At 41.3% G+C, this 18,837-nt stretch carries 16 protein-coding genes and 1 tRNA gene; 7 read left to right on the top strand and 10 right to left on the bottom strand.

Annotated features, from left to right (window positions below):
• Positions 1 to 159 precede the first annotated feature (159 nt).
• Positions 160 to 1,389: a sodium/glutamate symporter gene (gene gltS, locus L2737_RS17930; protein ID WP_248956653.1), complete on the top strand. Its 1,230-nt coding sequence runs from the start codon at positions 160 to 162 to the stop codon at positions 1,387 to 1,389.
• An 84-nt stretch (positions 1,390 to 1,473) separates the two neighbouring features.
• Here the strand turns inward: gltS and L2737_RS17925 are convergent, their stop codons facing one another.
• Positions 1,474 to 3,093, bottom strand: a complete 1,620-nt coding sequence (locus tag L2737_RS17925; RefSeq protein WP_248956652.1) for a methyl-accepting chemotaxis protein — start codon at positions 3,091 to 3,093, stop codon at positions 1,474 to 1,476.
• Between the two features lie 402 nt (positions 3,094 to 3,495).
• Between L2737_RS17925 and L2737_RS17920 the strand changes: the two genes are divergently transcribed.
• Positions 3,496 to 4,263, top strand: coding sequence for an efflux RND transporter periplasmic adaptor subunit (locus L2737_RS17920; protein ID WP_248956651.1), 768 nt, complete (start codon positions 3,496 to 3,498; stop codon positions 4,261 to 4,263).
• Complete coding sequence (locus L2737_RS17915; protein WP_248956650.1) at positions 4,260 to 7,310, top strand: efflux RND transporter permease subunit; 3,051 nt, start codon at positions 4,260 to 4,262, stop codon at positions 7,308 to 7,310. Before L2737_RS17920 ends, L2737_RS17915 begins: the two co-directional genes overlap by 4 nt.
• On the opposite strand, the gene L2737_RS17910 is transcribed toward L2737_RS17915, so the two are convergent.
• From L2737_RS17910 to L2737_RS17885, 6 genes are all read right to left on the bottom strand, one after another.
• A complete protein-coding gene (locus tag L2737_RS17910) occupies positions 7,268 to 7,999 on the bottom strand; it encodes an SDR family oxidoreductase (protein WP_248956649.1) in 732 nt (243 codons plus the stop codon). The two genes, L2737_RS17915 and L2737_RS17910, sit on opposite strands and share 43 nt — an antisense overlap.
• Positions 8,000 to 8,076: 77 nt before the next feature.
• Entirely contained in the window at positions 8,077 to 8,877 is an 801-nt protein-coding gene (locus L2737_RS17905; RefSeq protein WP_248956648.1) for a PhzF family phenazine biosynthesis protein, read from the bottom strand.
• Between the two features lie 285 nt (positions 8,878 to 9,162).
• On the bottom strand, positions 9,163 to 10,347 hold the full coding sequence (locus L2737_RS17900; protein WP_248956647.1) for a BaiN/RdsA family NAD(P)/FAD-dependent oxidoreductase: 1,185 nt from the start codon (positions 10,345 to 10,347) through the stop codon (positions 9,163 to 9,165).
• A 125-nt stretch (positions 10,348 to 10,472) separates the two neighbouring features.
• Complete coding sequence (gpsA, locus tag L2737_RS17895) at positions 10,473 to 11,489, bottom strand: NAD(P)H-dependent glycerol-3-phosphate dehydrogenase (RefSeq protein WP_102528889.1); 1,017 nt, start codon at positions 11,487 to 11,489, stop codon at positions 10,473 to 10,475.
• 5 nt (positions 11,490 to 11,494) lie between these two features.
• Positions 11,495 to 11,983 (bottom strand): protein-export chaperone SecB, encoded by a 489-nt coding sequence (secB, locus tag L2737_RS17890; protein ID WP_102528888.1) that lies wholly within the window; start codon positions 11,981 to 11,983, stop codon positions 11,495 to 11,497.
• A gap of 209 nt (positions 11,984 to 12,192) precedes the next feature.
• On the bottom strand, positions 12,193 to 12,627 hold the full coding sequence (locus tag L2737_RS17885) for a rhodanese-like domain-containing protein (protein WP_229370138.1): 435 nt from the start codon (positions 12,625 to 12,627) through the stop codon (positions 12,193 to 12,195).
• Positions 12,628 to 12,990: 363 nt separating this feature from the next.
• On the opposite strand from L2737_RS17885, the gene gpmM reads away from it, so the two are divergent.
• The 4 genes from gpmM to L2737_RS17865 all read left to right on the top strand — a co-directional run bounded on the left by gpmM (position 12,991) and on the right by L2737_RS17865 (position 17,711).
• On the top strand, positions 12,991 to 14,523 hold the full coding sequence (gene gpmM / locus L2737_RS17880) for a 2,3-bisphosphoglycerate-independent phosphoglycerate mutase (protein ID WP_248956646.1): 1,533 nt from the start codon (positions 12,991 to 12,993) through the stop codon (positions 14,521 to 14,523).
• 10 nt (positions 14,524 to 14,533) lie between these two features.
• Complete coding sequence (locus tag L2737_RS17875; protein ID WP_102528885.1) at positions 14,534 to 15,667, top strand: murein hydrolase activator EnvC family protein; 1,134 nt, start codon at positions 14,534 to 14,536, stop codon at positions 15,665 to 15,667.
• Positions 15,668 to 15,743: 76 nt separating this feature from the next.
• Complete coding sequence (locus tag L2737_RS17870) at positions 15,744 to 16,946, top strand: S41 family peptidase (RefSeq protein ID WP_248956645.1); 1,203 nt, start codon at positions 15,744 to 15,746, stop codon at positions 16,944 to 16,946.
• A gap of 12 nt (positions 16,947 to 16,958) precedes the next feature.
• Complete coding sequence (locus L2737_RS17865; RefSeq protein ID WP_248956644.1) at positions 16,959 to 17,711, top strand: divergent polysaccharide deacetylase family protein; 753 nt, start codon at positions 16,959 to 16,961, stop codon at positions 17,709 to 17,711.
• On the opposite strand, the gene L2737_RS17860 is transcribed toward L2737_RS17865, so the two are convergent.
• From L2737_RS17860 to L2737_RS17850, 3 genes are all read right to left on the bottom strand, one after another.
• Complete coding sequence (locus L2737_RS17860) at positions 17,686 to 18,141, bottom strand: Rrf2 family transcriptional regulator (protein WP_248956643.1); 456 nt, start codon at positions 18,139 to 18,141, stop codon at positions 17,686 to 17,688. The genes L2737_RS17865 and L2737_RS17860 overlap by 26 nt on opposite strands.
• 30 nt (positions 18,142 to 18,171) lie before the next feature.
• Positions 18,172 to 18,423, bottom strand: coding sequence for a YkgJ family cysteine cluster protein (locus L2737_RS17855; protein ID WP_248956642.1), 252 nt, complete (start codon positions 18,421 to 18,423; stop codon positions 18,172 to 18,174).
• 309 nt (positions 18,424 to 18,732) lie between these two features.
• A tRNA-Asp gene (locus L2737_RS17850) sits at positions 18,733 to 18,809 on the bottom strand.
• Between the last annotated feature and the right edge of the window lie 28 nt (positions 18,810 to 18,837).

Raw genomic sequence — 18,837 nt, 5'->3', positions numbered from 1 at the left:
CGCAGTTGTAACCTAAAATCAGTAACGCAAAACACAGTCTTAATCTCACAACGCTGTTTTTAGGGCTTAGTGGTGATTGCTGCTATCAATGGTTTGAGTATGTATGTCAAACTATTGCGATTAATCACACAGTATTCTTAAAGTTAACAAGGAAGTATTATGGAATTTGCTGACGGCATTGTGCAGTTAAACTCTTTCTTTACTGTCACGGTAGGGATTATCGTGCTGTTTATTGGTAGACGTTTAAATCAGGTTGTGGGCTTTTTAAAAGAATTTAGTATTCCTGAGCCCGTTTCTGGCGGGATCATCTTTTCTATTTTATTCACCCTTATTTATGCAGCCACCAGCATTGAAATTAACTTTGATCTAATGGCCAGAGATGTCTTACTGGTGTACTTTTTTACCACTATCGGTATTAATGCCAGCTTAGGCGATTTACTCAAAGGTGGTAAGCCCTTAGTCATTTTGCTCATTGTCACTATTGGTTACATGATTTTGCAAAACCTTACCGGTATAGGTGTAGCAACCTTGTTTGGTCAAGAACCGATTGTCGGTTTACTCGGTGGCAGCGTGTCATTGATTGGCGGCCATGGTACCGCCATTGCCTGGGCACCAAAAATCCAAGAACAATTTGGTTTATCCAGCGCCATGGAAATTGGTATTGCTAGTGCCACATTCGGGTTAATTCTTGCCAGCTTAATGGGCGGGCCCATTGCCAAATACTTGATCAATAAACATCAATTAAAACCTTCAGTTGATTTAGAAGCTGCAAATACGCAAGGTAAAGAAACCGAAACAGCTGTCAAAATGACTTCGTTTGATTTCTTAGACGCCCTATTAGCGATTCATATCTGTGTGATTTTAGGGTTTCTGTTAAATGAAGTGGTCAGCAATTTAGGGCTAGACTTACCCTTGTTCGTGACTTGCCTATTCGCTGGTATTGTAATAAGCAATTTAATTCCTAAAAGCTACCCACGTATTACTGGCACTGCTTGGCCTAGCCGTACTGCAGCGATTGATCTCATTGCAGATATGTCACTAGGAACGTTCTTAGCGATGTCATTAATGAGCATGCAATTATGGACATTAGTGGATTTAGCTGGACCTATCTTTGCCATTCTTGGGATGCAATTTATTGTGGCTATTGTGATCAACTTATTCATCGTGTTTCCTGCAATGGGCAAGAATTATGATGCCGCTGTGATTTGTTCAGGCTTTGGTGGTATCTCACTGGGCTCAACACCAACAGCGATGGCTAACATGTCAGCAGTCTCAATGCGCTATGGATACTCTGCTCAAGCCTTCATTATTGTGCCGTTGGTTTGCGCCTTCTTTATCGACTTAGCCAATGCGTTAATCATCCCTTACTTTATTGGTCTAATGCAGTAATCTGCTAGCGACTTACTGAAATCAATCACTCATTAAAAAGGGAAGCAGTTGCTTCCCTTTTTAATTGCCATAAACAAATGCAGCCTATACAGAAAACTTAGTAATTTCAGATTCAAGTGTCTGGATTAATTTTTGGGTTTGATCTGTCCCTGCGTGTACTTGGACAGAGACAGCAGAGGTATTTCGCGCAGTATCGGCAATAGTAGCAATGCGTGTTGCAGCATCTTCCCCCGCAGTTAATTGCTCAACAGCAGCTTGAGATATTTGATGACTCATTGACGAAATGGCCGATAACGACTGCGCAATATGGCTTAATGCTAAGGCGACATCTTGAGACTTAGCCACGGTATCCGCACTCGTCGACACACTTTGCGATACGGATAACTTGGCGTCTTGTGTTGCACTTTGCAGTTTAACAATAGTGAGTTGAATTTGCTCCGTGCTTGTTTGAGTACGCTGCGCTAACTGCCTCACCTCATCTGCCACTACTGCAAAGCCACGACCTTGATCGCCTGCCCTAGCCGCTTCAATGGCTGCATTCAGTGCAAGTAAGTTGGTTTGTTCAGCAATGCCTTGGATCACTGATAGCACACTAGCGATGTTATTCACTTCATCATCCAAAATTTGGATATTCTGCCCTGCGCTGTCAATTTGGTTTTCAAGTAAGGAGATTGTCTCTGCTGAGGATTGGGTTAACTGATGAGCTTGTAAGCCTTGCTTTTCAGCAGCTGTAACTGAATCGGCTGCTTGTTTGGCAAGTTCTGCTACGCTGGCTGAACTTGCTGTAAGTTGAGTAATTGATGACGCGACGATTTGCGCTTCTTCGCTAAGTGCATTGGTTAAATCATCCAACTCTGCAGAGCGTTGCTCCGAATCGTGGGTTTGTGAGTTAAGTATATTTGTCACTTCACCGATTGCACTAACCACTCCCTGAAGCCCCACTTGCATATAGTTCATTGCCCCCACAACACTGTTATCGTTAGTACTAACAAAGCTGTTTTCTTGTTTTAAGTCACCACGTGATACCCGCATAACAAAACGACGCACATCTTCAATTTCAGCCCCTAACGAGCCTTGTAAGTTCAGCCCAAATCGTATTAATAATAAGGTGATAATAATGGCTATCGTCAGCGAAAAAGTTAATAACCATTTGGCCACCGCCCAATAACGACTATCCGCTTCTGCGTAGCTAATGCCTGTACCTATATACCAATGCCATCCTGGTGTTTTTTGCACCACTGAAGTCATGTCGACGATATCGCCATCACGCTGTGACTCCCAATGATAAGTTATAATGGTTGCTGTTTTTTGTCCCACTAATTGCTCAACCATTTCGCCGATACTGTGTCCTGATGCATCACGGAAATCATTAAAACTTGTTCCATGTAGTTGGGGATCATGTGGTGCAGCAACAAAATCTAGTTTTTCGTCAACGACATAGACATACTCTGAGTCATGATATTTGTTTTCTCGAAGTAGTTGGCTGGCAAACTTTTTGGCTTGCTCTTCTGACAAAGTGCCTGTACTTGCTAACTGTTCAAATTGCTCAACTATGTTAACCGTGCTTTTCATCAGTTGATTTATTCGGGCAATGTTGTCGCGCTCACTGGCATCAGAAAGCGCATGTAACCCCCAAAGCGCAATACTGATAAAAGCACAAAAAATGACCGACGAAAATACAACGATTTTACTTTTCAAACGCATGCAGCATCCTTGTTTATTCTTATTGTTATTCGCTCAAGCGCTGTATACAAAACACTCTCTTTTACTAACATAAAGAGTTTTCAGTAAAAGATGCAAGCAATAAATGACATCGCTGTCATTTATTGTGTTTGTTTTTACAAATACATTGAAAAATTAAAGGCCTAAGCACTGACTAGTTTTAGTTCTCCTGTGCCCTCGCAGGCTGACCATTATGTGGCTCGAGGCTTATTAGTGAACAGCTCTGTAGTATTTCGTATTAACCCTCTGTGACTTTTTTTCGACATCCTCCATGTTAATTTTATCTCAAATGATGAAAAACAACGCAGTAGCCACGCTTAAGTCATTCATAAACATACATTTATAGAGCCACTAAAAGTCATGATAAACACCAATGAAATAACGATGATAAAAACAGCAGTATTTTTATACCTATGTCTATTTTCTACATACTCTTTTGCCAGTAACTATATTGTGGGTAAATTGATTCCAGAAAAGAGCGTCATCATACGTAGTGAAGTCAGCGGCGTAGTCGACTCATTTCAAGTTGATAGCGGTGATCCGGTATCACTTAATACACCGTTACTGTCTATTTCTCACATTGACTATGGCTTAAACGTTGACTTGGCTAGATATAATATCGATGTGAAACGTTCTGAACTTGAAGCACAAGAAAATCAACTTAAACGCTATCAATCATTATTAAAAAGTAAAGGTATCTCAGAAGGTACTTTTGAAAATCAACTTCGCCTGACCAATATCAGTCGCGCAGAACATAACATGAGTAAGACAGAGTATGAAATATCCCAACGTACCTTGGCTAAAGCAGCCCCACAGGCACCATTTGATGGTGTTGTAACGCAGCGTTCAATTGAAGTAGGTCAATTTATTTCAGTGGGTGACTCACTTTATTCCATTGCCGACTTCAGCAAACTAAAAGTCAGTTTTCACCTTCTAGAAAGCGATTTTGATCAGTTCGTAAAAGGGGACAGTGTCAAAGTTACTATTCCTTCTATACCGCTGCAGGTAACCGGCAAAATTTCATTATTCTCACCAGTGATGCAGGAGAATGCCCCGGGGTTTGCGGTCGAAGTGACATTAGAGAATGCCGATAATCAGCTCCATCCGAGCATGGAAGTATACGTACACTTTAATGAGGAGTCGCCTCAATGAATACCATGCTATCTTTGCTATTAAAGCGAAAGTTTGCCGCTAAAATACTTACCTTACTTATCATCAGTATTGGTGCCTGGACTGCATATAAGTTGCCTCTAGCTGAGAAACCACGCTTTGATATGGGAAAAGGAAATATCATTACGACTTACCCTGGTGCCACTGCATTAGATATTGAAAGTAATGTCACCAGCAAGATTGAAAAGGAGCTATTATCCGTTTCAGGACTTAAGCAGTTCACATCAAAGTCTGAAAATGGACTGTCAAATATTAGTTTTGAATTACACAGTGATGTCGCTAACTCAGAGCTTGTATATCAAGATCTTCGTGATGCGATTGCTCGCGTTGTCGACTTACCCTCAGGTATTACTGAAGCGCCAACTTTAACCATCAAAAAGTCTTTTAGTCTAGATTTTATGGTCATTGGCATTGCAGGAGATGTGCCTTACTCAACGTTACGAGACAAGGCAAAAAACCTTGAATTAGCACTTAGAAAGCTTGATGGAATTGGCGAAGTACATCCTATAGATTTGCGAGATCCTGAGTTTATTGTTCAACTAGAGCCTATCTCCTTAAAACGATACGGATTAACGATTGATGAAATTGCTACGATTATTTCACAGCGAAATGCACTGATTAGTGGCGGCCGTTTAGAAGAATTACAAAATAATCCTGAACTGATTACCACCGCAGAGCTGAATAGTTTGCAAGCCCTGCAAGAGGTGTTCGTTTCATTTAATCCAAATTTACAACTCAAAGACTTGGCCAGTGACATTGTGAGTGGTTACGAGAAAGGCTCGTCTTACGGCACAATTAACGGTAAACAGAGTATTCTTTTTGATTTACGGACTAACGAAAGCGCCGATGTCATCACAACATCTAATGCAGTTAAAGCCTTACTTGGCCGAGAAGAAATCAAACTGGGGGATAAATACACCTTAGCAATAGGCTCTGATCTTTCTGCTGATATTCAAGAAAAAGCCAATATAGTCCAAAGTAATGGCCTGATAGGCTTGGCGCTAGTTTTGGCAGTGCTCGCCTTATTCTTAAACAAACGCATTGCACTGTGGGTTGCTGTCTCCATTCCTGTGTGTATTTTCGGGACTCTCACCGTATTGGCTTCTTTTGGACAAATTTTAGATGTATTTACCCTTTCTGCATTAATCCTTATTATCGGGATAATCGTTGATGATGCGGTGGTTGTGAGTGATAAAATCGTATCATTAGTTGAGCAAGGTCACGATGTCGACACCGCCGTAGTACTTGGGGTAAAAAGCGTTTTCCCAGCGGTACTCGCTAGTATTCTATCTACGATGATTGCATTTATTCCGTTACTCTTTTTTCCTGGTAACAGTGGCAAGCTTATGTATGTCATCCCTCTTACTGTCGTCATCGCACTGTTATTTTCATTTTTAGATGCCTTATTTTTTATCCCTGCCCATTTAAAGGGAGTACTAAGAAAAAACGGCAGTTTTCAGCAAGAAAAAACCATCAATTTCAATCTGATCAATAATTTGATTAGATTTATAATTTCACATTACAGGCTTGTATTACCTGTCGCATTAGCGTTAATCATTGCTATAAGTACATTGTCTTTCAAAAACATCAGTTACTTATTTTTCCCTACCGATGGTGCGTACCTTATTGAAATGAGTGCAGAAGCCAATCCAGAGCTTTCACTGGATGAGGTATGGCAACAAACACAGCAACTTGAAGCCATTTTAGAGGCAACCCCTGAAGTGAGTTACTGGTATGGTGAAGTGGGCTCTCCTAACAGTACATGGGAGATATCCCTCAGCCCACCCAATGATCGAACTCGACTCGCTGAGGACATAGTTGCAGCATGGGAAGAAAAAATTATTGATATTGAAGGGTTAAGCCAAGTTGAGTTTGATATCGATGGCGGTGGCCCTCCTGTGGGTAGGCCTATTGATTTACGCATCGTCGGCGGTTCAGGCACAGGTAGAGAGAAATTAGCCAATGATATTACTGAATACTTAACTTCCATTGATGGCACAGTACGTGTCAAACGAGATGTAAATGAGCCAACACCACAAATTGAAGCCGTATTGCAACACCGTTGGCTCAATTACTACGGGATCAGTGCGACACAAGTCGGGGATCTAATCAAATATGCTGTTGAAGGTCAGCGTGTAACACGTATTTTTAATGGCAAAGAGGAAGTGTATTTTCGAGTCACACTTGAAGACAATGATAAGTCACTACAAGAACTCGACAATATCGCCCTAAGAGCAAGCGATGGCCGCTTAGTCCCATTGAAAGAACTTGTTCGTTGGGAATTTAGTGACTCCACCGCAAAATTGAATCACTTCAATAGTGAAAGAGTCATTCGGGTTTCATCGAGTGTCGATGCCTCAGTAACGGATCCCATTACTATATATAAGCTTGTTCAAAATCAGTTTGCCAATAAAGATTATCATGGTGCACGCATTATCCCGACGGGACAAATATTAGAAACACAGCAAGCGCAAACAGGGTTTACCATGGCCGTTATTATTGCCTTAGTCGGTATTGCAGTCATCTTATTGTTATTATTCGATAATGTTGTTGAATCTTTAATCGTTATTTCAGTGATCCCTTTCGGCATTGGTGGTGCATTATTTATCTTATTCATGCATAACCAAGTCCTCAGTTTTTTCTCAATCATCGGTATGATCGCACTGATTGGTATTATGGTTAATAACAGCTTAGTGCTTGTTTGGCACTTAAAAGAGAATCAAGAAGATATGGCTAAGCTCGGCGCTGTTGAATTTGTCATAAAAGGAACCCAAAGCCGTGTAAGAGCAATCAGCCTCACAACAATAACCACAGTTGCAGGGCTAATACCTTTAGCATATGGCTTAGGTGGATATGATAATTACATGTCACCAATGGCACTGGTTGTAGGTTGGGGGTGTGTTATCTCTCTTGTCGTGACTTTAACCATTATTCCGTCAATTTATCTAGCGGTCATGAAGTGGCAAAAGAAGCCAATGATTAATCATTACTTACCACCAGCGATGTCAACAAATGAGCCTGTGACATAGCTAGCCTCATCCGATAATAACCACGAAATAGCATTCGCCACCTCTTCAGCTGTGCCGCAGCGCTGTAACGGGGTGGTAGCCCCCAATCGTTGTGCACGTTCTGGCTCTCCGCCATCAGCATGAATACTGGTATCGATTAGCCCAGGACGAACAGCATTAACCCGTATGCCTTTGCCTGCAACTTCCAATGATAAGCCCTTAGTTAATGAATCTATCGCACCTTTTGAGGCAGCATAATCAATATACTCAAATGGCGCACCAAGACGAGATGCCGCAGAAGATACATTGACGATTGCACAACCTTGCTGCATCACTTTTAGGGCTTCACGACAACACAAAAAACAACTAGAGACATTAGCGATGAGAACGCTATTGAATCGCTCAAGACTCATATCGACTAAGTTTGATTGTTGATATAAGATGCCAACGTTATTAACCAAATGTGTCACTTGCCCTAAAGCTTGCTCAATTGATAAAAAGAGTTGTATCACTTCTGTTTCTACGGACACATCTGCTTGTATCGCAATGGCTTTACCACCTTCAGCCTTAATTGCTGCTACAACATCATCCGCTGCATTTTTCTGACTTCGATAATTAACACACACAGCATACCCTTGGCGTGCGAGTAACTTTGCCGTCGCAGCACCAATTCCTCTACTTGAACCTGTTACTAAGGCTACTTTTTCCATATATTCACTTCCGTATGATGTCACGAGTCTTGAGTAGATAAAGACACCTTGGCACGCTTAAGCTAAGCGTTATCGACTTAAACATAAATCGTCCCTAACAGATACAAAGTGCCATAGCCTGAAACCAACACACGGTCATTGTCTATCTGACAATATAAAACCCCGCTTCTCGCAGAGGCCTGCTGAGCAACAAGTGCGGTTTTATTTAATATGCTAGACCAATAAGGTGCTAACCCCGCATGAATAGATCCTGTAACCGGATCTTCGTCACCGCCATTGGCAGGCCAGAAATAGCGAGAGATAAAGTCATGTTTACTGTCATCATCGGCTTTTGCTGTTACGACCACATCAAAAGGTGCAAGCCGTTTGAGCGTTTCCGACTGATATTGTATGTCTTTGACTTCATCAACTGACGCCATAACAGCAAAGTAGGCTTGCTCGCTTTTTAGGACGCTTTGCGGCTTAATGGATAAGCCCTCATATAAGTCTTCTGGTACCACTTCAATTGGTGAAGGAGCGAGATTAGGAAAGCTCATTTGAATACGCATGTCAGTTAATTGAGTAACCTGAAGCTTGCCGACCTTTGTGTTCAAAAACTCAAGCTCACCATCACAACCTAAATGGTTAAACAACACAAATGATGCTGCCAAAGTTGCATGGCCACAAAAATCTATTTCAGTGAGGGGTGAGAACCAGCGGATCTCATATTGGTTAATACCAATTGCTTTAATAAAAGCGGTTTCAGATAAGTTATTTTCAGCAGCAATATTTTGCATTAACTCATCATCAAGCCAGTCATTGATAGGAATAACAGCGGCAGAATTGCCCTTAAAGTTTGTATCGGTGAATGCATCCACCACATATATCTCTAATTCCATGAGTTTGCTCCAAATCCTTGAGTAACATCAACTCGATGACCTAATGATAATTTCAGATCACGCATACCAACTTAATTTAAACGGATTTAAGACTATAAGGCTATCAAAATATTTTCGTATTTATTAGCTTAAACAGCGCTTAGCCAATGAAGCGTCGGCCAATAGAATTAGAGAGAGCAATACAAGAGAATAATTGGGAATAACGAAAAAGCATAGAGTGAATTGATGAACATCACTCTATGTATAAATGAAATAAATGAGCTCAATAAACTGTCATAAAAAAGCCTAAACGGCCATTCCTGCAGCCACCCCTGATGACCATGCCCACTGGAAGTTGAACCCGCCGAGCCAGCCACTGACGTCCATCACTTCACCGATAAAGTATAAGCCCGTGACACTTTTCGCTTCCATGGTTTTAGATGACAACTCGTTGGTATCAACACCACCAAGCGTTACTTCTGCAGTGCGGTAACCTTCGGTGCCATTCATCACGATTGACCACTCATTTAAGTCTTTAGCAATTTGGTCTCGTTCACCGTGCCCTAATTGATTTAAGGCTTTATCCAGATCAGTTGCATCAAACAACGTTTCAACAAGACGCTTTGGTAGCCACTGACTAACCGTATTTCTTAAGCTTTGTTTAGGATGATTAGCCAGCGCAGTTTCAATTTTTTCTTTGGCACTTTCATTGGGCAATAAGTTAATACTAATTGCTTGGCCTGCTTGCCAGTAATTTGAGATCTGCAAAATAGCTGGGCCAGATAAACCACGATGAGTAAACAATAGTGCTTCACTAAATTGGGTACCATCTTCAGCGGTTATGGTTGACGGCACTGCAATGCCTGACAGCGGCTCAAAACGCGCTTTTTGTTCACTATGCCATGTAAATGGCACTAAGCCAGCTGTGGTAGGTAACACCTTGAGTCCAAATTGTTCTGCAAGTTTGTAACCGTAAGGTGATGCGCCAAGTTTTGGCATGGATAAGCCGCCTGTAGCAATCACTAATGAATCACAGCTAAATTCACCATTGGAGGTTTGCACTTCAAACTGTCCTTGGGCATTTTTCGCCACACTCATGATCTCAGTGCGCAGCTGTACTGTAGCGCCCGCCCAATCACATTCAGTCATCAACATGGTGACGATCTCTTTGGCTGAATCGTCACAGAATAACTGCCCGTGGTCACGTTCATGGTAGTTAATACCATGACGTTCAACTAACTCGATAAAATCCTGTGAACGATAGCGGGCTAGTGCAGACTTAACAAAATGGCTATTGCCACATAAGAAGTTATGCGGCTCTACTTTTTGGTTGGTAAAGTTACAACGACCGCCACCGCTGATAAGAATTTTTTTACCTGCCTGTTTGGCGTTATCTAACACCAGTACATTACGACCTCGATAGCCTGCAGTTGATGCACACATTAATCCTGCTGCGCCTGCGCCAATAATAATTACGTCGTGATGTTTCACAGGTTTACTCTCTTATTCGTTAAGCGCCTTACGGCAATCGATTAGCATATTTTAGTGGCGAATTTTTCATCAGCCACAAAAAAGGGCGCTATATTAGCACCCTTTTCGTTGTATTCACACTTGCACTAGCTTGAGAGTGTTTCAGACTTCTGTTCGCGTCCTAGTAGCTCTTTGGCTGCATCTACAGGGGCTTTACCTTTATAAAGCACTTGATAGATTTGCTCAGTGATTGGCATTTCAACACCAAGACGTTTAGCTAAAGTGTAAACCTCTTTGGTATTGCGATAACCTTCAACCACTTGGCCAATTTCTTCTTGGGCGGTATCGACATCGCTGCCTTTACCTAGTGCCAAGCCAAATCGACGATTCCGTGATTGATTATCTGTACAAGTCAGCACTAAATCACCTAGGCCAGCCATACCCATAAAGGTATTAGCATCCGCATTTAATGCGACGCCTAAACGTGTTAGTTCAACTAAACCACGGGTGATCAATGCAGTACGAGCATTAGCGCCAAAGCCAATGCCATCTGACATACCCGCGCCAATTGCGATAACGTTTTTAACAGCGCCACCCAATTGTAAGCCAGTAAAGTCATCATTTGCGTAAACACGTAAACGTTTCGGGCTATGTAATAACTCTACCAAATCATGAGTAAAGTCGGTACATGTTCCCGCTACCGAAATAGCTGTCGGCATACCGGCAGCAAGTTCTTTGGCAAACGTTGGTCCTGATAATACTGCTAATGGAAATTTCTCACCAAGTTGCTCACGAGCAACATCTTGCAGTAATCGACCTGTTTCAGGCTCTAATCCTTTAGTGGCCCAGACAATGCGCGCATCATCTCGTAGTAAAGGTTTGGCCTGTTTCAGTACTAAACCAAATACATGGCTTGGTACTACAACCAAAACATTTTTACTCGCAGCAAGTGCTTTGCCTAAGTCGGTTTCTAATTCAAGTGTGTCAGGAAAGGTAATTCCTGGCAGAAATGCATTATTAGCGCGTTCTTTGGCTAGGGTTTCCATGTGCTCAGGCTCATGGCCCCATAGCAAGGTCTTATGACCGCTGCTTGCGAGGGAAATGGCAAGAGCAGTGCCGTAAGACCCTGCTCCTAATACCGTAATTTCGGTAGTATTATCCATATTGATTAAGCGTTTGCTTCTTCAGCAGCAGGAGCTGCAGCAGCGTCTTGCTGACGTTGTTGAACGTACTGTGCAAATAACGCATCAAAGTTAACAGGTGCAAGGTTAAGCTGTGGGAAAGTACCACGAGCAACTAAGTTGCCTACAGTTTCACGTGCGTATGGGAATAGTACGTTAGGGCAGTAAGCACCTAATGAATGAGCAAGTTGTTGTTCAGTTAAACCAGTGATAGAGAAAATACCAGCTTGTTGAACTTCACATAAGAATGCAGTTTCTTCACCGTTTTGAGCTGTAACAGTTAAAGAAAGAATCACTTCATACACGTCATCAGAAAGTTTGTTGCTACGAGTGTCAAGGTCTAGCTTAACTTCTGGGTTCCATTCTTTTTGGAAAACAGCTGGGCTGTTTGGCGTTTCAAATGAAACGTCTTTAGTGAATACGCGTTGAATGTTGAATTGTGGTGCTTGTTCTTCGTTGTTAGCTACTTCAGCCATGATTTTCTACCTTCAAATTGTGTTTTAGCTCTTCTATGAAGCTAATTTTAGATTTGGGCTTTTATTACTAAAATGCAGCTGATGCCATATTTTAGTCCATCCCGATTAAAGTTGATCTAACTAGTTAACAAAACGCCTGTAAGCCCTTTATACAAGTAGGATCTTGTTCTACTCGCTAATATTGTCATCAGCGAGTAGCTGGTTACCTTTTACTTCTTACCTTTAACAGTCGGTAAGTTAGCCGCAGTCCAGTCACCCATACCGCCTTTTAGGTTACTGACATTTTCAAAGCCTTGCGTAACAAGAAGTTGAGCTGCTTGCGCAGAAGTCATACCAGCATTACATACAGTAATAATGGGACTGCTTTTATACTTTTCAAGGCTTGTCGCTTTATTATTTTTAATTTCAGACAAAGGCACATTTAACGCATCTACGATGTGGCCTTTACGAAACTCTTCTTGAGAACGAACATCAATGACTTTACCGTCTTGTTTGTTCATTAACATGGTCAATTGTTGCGTATTGATATTAACGACTTTAGAGGTTGCAGCTTTAATCGTAGTCACGACTACCGCAATGAACAAACCAACCCACGCAATACTCAATACTGGGTTTGCTTGAAAAAATTCAATATATTCTTGCATCTTCTCTGCCTACTTTAAAAATGGCTAAAATTAATAAGCCACAGAGTATACCGATTGCGTCTTTATAATGCAGCAAGTTCAAGCCTATTACTCGACTCCAATGATTTATTAGTGCCACTTTACCTAAGAAAGATTGCATTTAGTTAACAAGCAAAGGTCAAATCCGCAGTAATTATGCTTTTATTGCAAATAATTCATCAAGCCTCCCAGCCACTCAGACAACGCCATGGCTATTGAAATAACCTCTCTTAGAGCAAAGCTGTAAGTAAATTACTTTTTCAGCGCCTGCATAAGTAGTAATATCGATACCATTAAAATTTTAACTTTCTCATCAACTTTTAACTTTCAAATAGAGGTATTTCCATGGCGACTCAAAAGCGTCCATTGGCACTCCTTATCTTAGATGGTTGGGGTTACCGCGAAAATACGCATCAAAATGCTATTTTTCACGCTAACACTCCCGTTTTAGATAAATTGAATGCTACTTATCCACACAGTTTAATTTCAGGCTCAGGTTTAGATGTAGGTTTACCAGATGGTCAGATGGGTAACTCTGAAGTGGGTCATATCAATATTGGTTCTGGCCGTATTGTCTATCAAGAACTGACACGTATTACTAAGTCGATTGCAGATAATGAATTCACTCAAAACGCTGCTTTATGTGAATCTATCGACAAAGCAATTAGCAATAATGGCGCAGTGCACATCATGGGGCTGATGTCTCCAGGTGGTGTCCATAGTCATGAAGATCACATTGAAGCTATGTGTCGTATGGCTGTTGAACGTGGCGCAACTAAAGTGTACTTACACGCTTTCCTAGATGGCCGAGATACACCTCCTCGCAGTGCAAAAAACTCTCTAGCGCATTTTGATGAGTTATTTAACAGTTTAGGGCACGGTAAAATCGTTTCATTAATTGGCCGTTACTACGCAATGGATCGTGATAACCGTTGGGATCGCGTACAAAAAACCTATAACCTCATCACTCAAGGTGAAGCTGAATTTAACTACTCTAATGCCGTTGAAGCATTAGAAGCTGCATACGCCCGTGATGAAAATGATGAGTTTGTTGCTGCAACCACTATTGGCGAAGCTGCTCATTTATCTGACGGTGATGCACTTATTTTCATGAACTTCCGCGCTGACCGTGCACGCCAAATTACTCGCAGTTTTGTAAATGCTGACTTCGATGGCTTTGAGCGTAAAGCGACGCCTGACGTCAATTTTGTGATGCTGACAAACTATGCCAACGACATTAAAGTCCCTGTGGCATTCCCATCAACAGATTTGGTTAATACCTTAGGTGAGACTTTACAAAACCAAGGTAAAACTCAGTTACGCATTTCAGAAACTGAAAAATATGCTCACGTAACCTTCTTCTTTAATGGCGGTAAAGAGCAACCATTTGAAGGTGAAAGCCGCGAACTGATTAAATCTCCAGATGTAGCAACTTATGATCTTCAACCTGAAATGAACTCAACAGAGCTAACCGATAAGCTGGTTGCTGCAATTGAGTCAACAGACTATGACGTGATCATTTGTAATTACCCTAACGGTGATATGGTTGGTCACACAGGAAACTTCGATGCCGCAGTAAAAGCATGTGAAGCTGTGGATGCATGCATTGGCCGTGTGGTTGAAGCGTTACAGAAAGTGGGCGGCGAATGTTTAATTACCGCCGATCATGGTAATGCTGAGCAAATGACCAATGAAGAAACAGGTCAAGCACATACCGCCCATACCAGTGAATTAGTCCCATTCATTTATGTTGGTCGTGATGCCACTATCGAAGAGGGCGGCCGATTGAGCGATATAGCGCCAACTATGTTAACCTTGATGGAACAAGAAGTGCCATCAGAAATGACAGGCCACTCAATCATTAAACTCAAAGAGTAAATAGCCACTCGTGAAAAAACGACTATTGTTTAAAGCCAGCATACTTGCTGGCTTTCTGATACTTTCATCATCAGTTCAAAGTGCCGATCTGAACAAGCGTCAGTCTGAGCTTAAAGCTATTCAAGCACAGATTAACCAACAACAAAGCTCTTTGAAAGACAGCAGCCGCCAACGAGAAAAGCTCATTTCGTTACTCAAACGAGATGAGCAAGCTATTTCTAGTGCTGCACAAAAAGTAAATTTAACTCAAGCGTCTCTCAGTCAAGTTAATAGCAAACTCAGTGAGCTAGATGTAGAAAAAATTCAACTAGATAAACGCCGTACAACACAACAAAAAACCTTATCTAAACAACTTTCAAGTGCCTATTTAGCCGGTAATCATGACTACTCAAAAATGATGCTGAACCAGCAAAATCCCGCAACAGTTGAAAGAATGCTGGCTTATTATCAATACCTAAATAACGCCAGAATTGCCGCTATTACAAATCTAAAGAGCACCATAGAGCAATTAGATACCGTTAAGACTCAACAAGTTGAAGAACAGCAAAAGCTGAATGCATTAATCATTGAGCAAAAGCAACAAGCTGAGCAACTCAATAAAGAACAAAGCCAACGTCAGCAAACCTTAGCGCAGATCCAGCGCACCCTTACCAGTAAAGGTGCGGAACTGGAACAAATGCAAATTGAAGAGGCCAGCTTGAAGCGCCTCATTGAGCAAGCGTTACTTGCCGCTAAAGACAACCCTCAAATGGATGGCTTAGCTAAAAAACGTGGACAATTAAATTGGCCAACAAAAGGCCACTTAGCCTCAAAGTTTGGCAGTCGTCGTTCAGGTCAAATCCGTTGGAAAGGAGTGGTAATAGCCGCACCTGAAGGACGTAACATCACAGCCGTTGCCCCAGGCACTGTAATTTACGCCGATTGGTTACGCGGGTTTGGTATGGTGATGGTCGTTGATCATGGTGAAGGTTATATGAGCCTTTATGGCCACGCACAGGCGTTATTAATCCAACCAGGTGAAACGGTGCAGAAAGGTGAATCAATTGCCCTTGTCGGGAGTTCAGGCGGACAAACAGAATCTGGCCTATACTTTGAAATACGACACAAAGGGCAAGCCGTTAACCCAGCGAAATATTGTCGATAATCATCAGGCTAGAAAAGCCTAACTCGCTGAAATAACCGACGCCCTGAATATACCTAAACGGTATTAAGGGGCGATTATGATGCAATTTGCACGCTATTTATTATGTTTTCTATTGGGTATTTCAGTTGCTTTATCAATGAGCTTATCAAGTTCAGAGCAACATTATAAATATGAATCTGAATACAGTTACACGCTGCTATTAGATGTTATCGACACAATTCACACCTACTATTTCAACGATGTTGATCGCGAAGATTTAATCGAATTCGCCATCGATGGCATTTTTACAAACCTTGACCCATATTCCGGCTTTTTGGATTCTGAAGACTACCAAAGCATTAACGATAGTAATAGTGGGCAGTATTTCGGCTATGGTTTTGAAGTGGCAACCGACGACGATCAAATCACTATCATTACTCCTTACCCCAATTCACCTGCAGCAAGAGCAAACTTACAACCAGGCGATAAAGTACTACAGCTAAACGATACCATTATTGATAGCAGCAACTTAACTGACGTACTGATGGACATAAAACAAAATAGTAATAATAAACAGACAATTAACTTAACCATTGAACGTGAAACTGACTCACCATTCAAGCTTTCATTAGATCCAGAGCTTATTCATATTGAGTCTATCAACGCTAAAATTATTAAAGGTAATATCGGCTATATACAGTTAAATTCGTTTCAACATGATGCGACTAGCGCCATTATCAAACAAGCTAAGCTTTGGCAAAATGAATCATTAAGTGGAATTATTTTGGATGTTAGGAACAATCCGGGTGGCTTATTGGGTCAAGCAATTAGTATTGCGGATCTGTTCTTGAAAAAAGGGTTAATAGTCTCAACTGAAGGGCGTTTTTTTGATGCCAATGAAGTTTATTACGCATCTCAACCAACTATTTTCGAAGATATCCCAATGGTGGTATTAATCAATAAAGGCTCAGCCTCAGCATCAGAAGTGCTGGCAGCTGCACTGCAAGAAAACAAACGAGCAACACTTGTAGGCGAAACAAGCTTTGGTAAAGGTACAGTACAAAGCCTAATACCCATGTTAGAGATGGGTAATGCGATAAAGCTAACCATTGCAAAGTACAGCACGCCTGATGGCAATGACATTCACAGTAAAGGTATTGAACCCGATATTAAAATTTCAAACGAAGCTATTCTAAATTCTGATTATCTGGATATAATTGAGCAAACAACTGCGCAATATGATGAACCACAGGATGGTCAGATTTCTTCAGCTATTGCATGGATAACTACTCATAACTAAAAAGCAGACTCTGTGCGCAAAATATTTTTTGGATTAGCTCTACTCATTACTGGACACGTACAAGCCGCAAACATCGCTATCATCATTGACGATATAGGTTATCGTCAATCAGATGAGGCTGTGCTGACGCTCCCTAATACAGTCACCTTATCAGTGTTACCTCATACCCCTTTAGGCCAAACATTGGCTCAACAAGGGCATAATCAAGGTAATGAAATCATGCTGCATATTCCAATGCAGGCATTAAATGGTAAAAAATTGGGAAGCGGTGGTTTAACTAATGATATGGATGAGCAGCAATTAAAGCGTCAGCTTAAAGCATCTCTCGAAAATATCCCTTACGCCAAAGGTGCCAATAACCATATGGGCAGCCTATTAACTCAGTTAGATAATCCAATGAACTGGTTAATGGAAAGCTTAAAGAAAAAGGATTTGTATTTTGTTGATAGCGTCACCACTCGTTACAGCAAAGCGAGCGATAAAGCCCTGCAATATGGAGTGCCGTTACTCAGAAGAGAAATCTTTTTAGATAACGATGTCAGTGAACAAGCGTTAGAGAAACAATTCACTCAAATCATTAAGAAAGCAAAAACCGAAGGGAGTATTGTTGTAATTGCGCACCCTTATCCGGAAACAGTGCGCTTTTTAAATAAAAATCTACATAGATTGGAAGGTAAAGGTATCGACTTAGTCCATACCTCAAAACTTTTGCCAGTTTCAATGGCTAAGAACGAAGGAACTAGTTCAGCTCAAGTACTGAGATAGACAGATCTGGCAGCGTTTCCATTAACTCGTCTGAATTTTTTACTATATCAGCTAGAGTACACTGATTTAATACTTCCATATAAGCAGCAACAGCCTTAGCTAATATGCCCTTTAAGCTACAAGCAGGCGTAAAGCGGCAATAAGGTTCAGTACAGTTAACTGGGGCTAATGATGGCTCAAGTTCACCCACTAATTTACCCAGATTTATCTCAGCAGGCTTTACCGCCAACTTAAACCCACCGCTTTTTCCTCTAATGGTTTGGATATAGCCAAGCTTGCCTAGATGATGAATAATTTTTGCAACGTGATTCGACGACAGGTCAAAGACAGTCGTGACTTCCGCAATACGAAATAACGTTTCTCTTTGTGGCTGGGCAGCGACGTACATTAAAATACGAATGCCATAGTCTGTATATCGTGTTAGTTGCATAAGTTAATTCCAGGCTTAAAATTTATCTGCTTAAGATGTTGATGATTCAAGTTCAGTGATCAACCATAAAGCTTGTTCATTCGTCGTACTGCACACGTCAATTGTGGCTGTAAACTCAGCACAAACCTTTGGCCTAGATGGGTCGCCAAACAGCTTACATAAGTTATCGTTATTTAATTGAATACAACGCTCACCAGCAGGTTTACCCTTTGGCATGCCAGGGATCGGACTAGTAATAGAGGGCGCAATGCAACAAGCACCGCAGCCGAGACGACAATCCATAATTCTACCTAAGCGTTAAAGCAGCAATATATCTTACTAATGCCTAATATAAAAATATCTTTTGTATAAAAAGCACATAAAATACATCTTTAAGTTTAAAGTGGGAGTTCTGTACAATTTTATCTGATAAACATCTGACAATCATTGCTATGAGCTCAGTCATTCATCGCTTATAAACGCACTACTTTTATGCATTTTATCAATCTAGTTAGGTAAATTACATTAACCTACATCATCAAAAGTTCACAGAGCTATAAACTTCAGACACGAAAAAGCCCTAACATTGCTGTTAGGGCTTATCGTTAATGTTGGCGGAGCGGACGGGACTCGAACCCGCGACCCCCGGCGTGACAGGCCGGTATTCTAACCAACTGAACTACCGCTCCTTTAGTAAATTGCTTGCGCAGTATACTA

Origin of the sequence: Shewanella electrodiphila, from assembly GCF_023283985.1 — a bacterium.
In the GTDB taxonomy this organism is placed as follows: Bacteria; Pseudomonadota; Gammaproteobacteria; order Enterobacterales; family Shewanellaceae; genus Shewanella; species Shewanella electrodiphila.
Note: the sequence above shows the minus strand (reverse complement) of the source record. Positions and strands in the feature narration are given on the sequence as shown.

What these genes read in the sequence shown, in the direction of transcription:
- L2737_RS17860 (WP_248956643.1), bottom strand. Translation starts at nt 18,141, where the DNA reads ATGCAACTAACACGATATACAGACTATGGCATTCGTATTTTAATGTAC.
- L2737_RS17905 (WP_248956648.1), bottom strand. Translation starts at nt 8,877, where the DNA reads ATGGAATTAGAGATATATGTGGTGGATGCATTCACCGATACAAACTTT.
- L2737_RS17920 (WP_248956651.1), top strand. Translation starts at nt 3,496, where the DNA reads ATGATAAAAACAGCAGTATTTTTATACCTATGTCTATTTTCTACATAC.
- L2737_RS17855 (WP_248956642.1), bottom strand. Translation starts at nt 18,423, where the DNA reads ATGGATTGTCGTCTCGGCTGCGGTGCTTGTTGCATTGCGCCCTCTATT.
- secB (WP_102528888.1), bottom strand. Translation starts at nt 11,983, where the DNA reads ATGGCTGAAGTAGCTAACAACGAAGAACAAGCACCACAATTCAACATT.
- L2737_RS17915 (WP_248956650.1), top strand. Translation starts at nt 4,260, where the DNA reads ATGAATACCATGCTATCTTTGCTATTAAAGCGAAAGTTTGCCGCTAAA.
- gpsA (WP_102528889.1), bottom strand. Translation starts at nt 11,489, where the DNA reads ATGGATAATACTACCGAAATTACGGTATTAGGAGCAGGGTCTTACGGC.
- gltS (WP_248956653.1), top strand. Translation starts at nt 160, where the DNA reads ATGGAATTTGCTGACGGCATTGTGCAGTTAAACTCTTTCTTTACTGTC.
- L2737_RS17885 (WP_229370138.1), bottom strand. Translation starts at nt 12,627, where the DNA reads ATGCAAGAATATATTGAATTTTTTCAAGCAAACCCAGTATTGAGTATT.
- gpmM (WP_248956646.1), top strand. Translation starts at nt 12,991, where the DNA reads ATGGCGACTCAAAAGCGTCCATTGGCACTCCTTATCTTAGATGGTTGG.
- L2737_RS17870 (WP_248956645.1), top strand. Translation starts at nt 15,744, where the DNA reads ATGATGCAATTTGCACGCTATTTATTATGTTTTCTATTGGGTATTTCA.
- L2737_RS17925 (WP_248956652.1), bottom strand. Translation starts at nt 3,093, where the DNA reads ATGCGTTTGAAAAGTAAAATCGTTGTATTTTCGTCGGTCATTTTTTGT.
- L2737_RS17910 (WP_248956649.1), bottom strand. Translation starts at nt 7,999, where the DNA reads ATGGAAAAAGTAGCCTTAGTAACAGGTTCAAGTAGAGGAATTGGTGCT.